General features: G+C 65.4%; 1 protein-coding gene. It reads left to right on the top strand.

Features of this window, described 5'->3' with window-relative positions; translation table 11 throughout:
* Position 1 precedes the first annotated feature (1 nt).
* The coding region (aceE, locus tag ACFVTD_RS20955) for a pyruvate dehydrogenase (acetyl-transferring), homodimeric type (protein WP_387567090.1) at positions 2 to 2,142 on the top strand (2,141 nt) is incomplete at its 3' end.

The following is a 2,142-nucleotide window of genomic DNA, read 5'->3' as shown; positions in this document are numbered from 1 at the left end:
CGTGGCTGCAGGAGAAGATACCTCCCATATCCTCAGCGGGTTGACTAACCAGCTGCCTGATCGTGATCCGGAAGAGACTGCCGAGTGGGTTGAGTCCCTGGATGCGTTGATCAGGGAACAGGGCACCGAGCGTGCCCAATACATCATGCGGAGCCTGCTGCAGCGCGCGGGCGCGCAGAGCGTGGGGGTGCCGATGGTGACCACCACCGATTACGTGAACACGATCCCGGTGGACCAGGAAGCTGCGTTCCCCGGCAACGAGGAGTACGAGCGCCGCTACCGGGCCTATATGCGGTGGAACGCCGCGGTCATGGTGCACCGGGCGCAGCGGCCCGACATCGGGGTCGGCGGGCACATCTCCACCTACGCCGGGGCCGCGACCCTCTACGAGGTCGGGTTCAACCACTTCTTCCGCGGCAAGGATGCCCCCGGCGGCGGGGACCAGGTCTTCTTCCAGGGCCACGCCTCCCCGGGCATGTACGCCCGGGCGTTCATGGAAGGCCGCCTGTCCGAGGAAGACCTGGACGGGTTCCGGCAGGAAAAGTCCCGGCAGGGCCACGCCCTGTCCTCCTACCCGCACCCGCGGCTGATGCCGGCGTTCTGGGAATTCCCCACCGTGTCCATGGGCATCGGGCCGATGAACGCGATCTACCAGGCGCAGAACAACCGCTACCTGCACAACCGGGGCCTGAAAGACACCTCCGACCAGCAGGTCTGGGCGTTCCTGGGCGACGGTGAAATGGACGAGCCCGAGTCCCGCGGCCTGCTCCAGCTCGCCGCGAACGAGAACCTGGACAACCTGAACTTCGTGATCAACTGCAACCTCCAGCGCCTGGACGGGCCGGTGCGCGGCAACGGCAAGATCATGCAGGAACTCGAAGCGTTCTTCCGCGGCGCGGGCTGGAACGTGATCAAGGTCGTCTGGGGCCGGGAATGGGATGACCTGCTCACCCGCGACACCGACGGCTCGCTCGTGAAAATCATGAACGAAACCGTCGACGGGGACTACCAGACCTACAAAGCCGAATCCGGCGGGTTCGTCCGCGAACACTTCTTCGGCAAGACCCCGCAGACCAAGGACCTCGTCGCGGACCTCACCGATGACCAGATCTGGAACCTCAAACGCGGCGGCCACGACTACCGCAAGGTCTACGCCGCCTACAAAGCCGCCACCGAATTCAAGGGCAAACCCACCGTCATCCTCGCCCACACCGTCAAGGGCTACGGCCTCGGACCGCACTTCGAGGGCCGCAACGCGACCCACCAGATGAAGAAGCTCACCCTCGATGACCTGAAGAAGTTCCGCGACCACCTGCGGATCCCGGTCACCGACGAGCAGCTTGAAAAAGACTCCTACCGGCCGCCGTACTACCACCCCGGTACCGACGCCCCGGAAATCAAGTACATGATGGAGCGCCGCGCTGCCCTGGGCGGATCCGTCCCGGAGCGCCGCGATACCCACGCCGAGATCACCCTGCCGGACGCGAAGTCCTACGAGGTGGCCAAGCGCGGTTCGGGCAAGCAGCAGGCGGCGACCACCATGGCGTTCGTCAGGCTCCTGAAGGACCTGATGCGGGATAAGAACTTTGGCAAGCACATCGCCCCGATCATCCCGGACGAGGCCCGCACGTTCGGGATGGATGCGTTCTTCCCCACCGCGAAGATCTACAACCCCAAGGGGCAGAACTACCTGTCGGTGGACCGGGACCTGGTCCTGGCCTACAAGGAATCCCCCGCAGGCCAGCTGATCCACCCCGGCATCAACGAAGCCGGCGCCGTGGCAGCCTTCACCGCCGCCGGCACCTCCTACGCCACCCACGGCGTCCCCCTGGTCCCGGTCTACGTGTTCTACTCCATGTTCGGCTTCCAACGCACCGGCGACGCCTTCTGGGCCGCCGGGGACCAAATGACCCGCGGCTTCATCATCGGCGCCACCGCAGGACGGACCACCCTCACCGGCGAAGGCCTCCAGCACGCCGACGGCCACTCTCCGCTGCTGGCCTCCACCAACCCCGCCGTCCTCACCTACGACCCCGCCTACGGCTACGAAATCGGACACATCGTCCGCTCCGGCCTCGAACGCATGTACGGTGCTGACTCCGAGGACCAGAACGTCATGTACTACCTCACCGTGTACAACGA

This window comes from Pseudarthrobacter sp. NPDC058119 (assembly GCF_042884655.1).
Lineage (GTDB): Bacteria > Actinomycetota > Actinomycetes > Actinomycetales > Micrococcaceae > Arthrobacter.
Note: the sequence above shows the minus strand (reverse complement) of the source record. Positions and strands in the feature narration are given on the sequence as shown.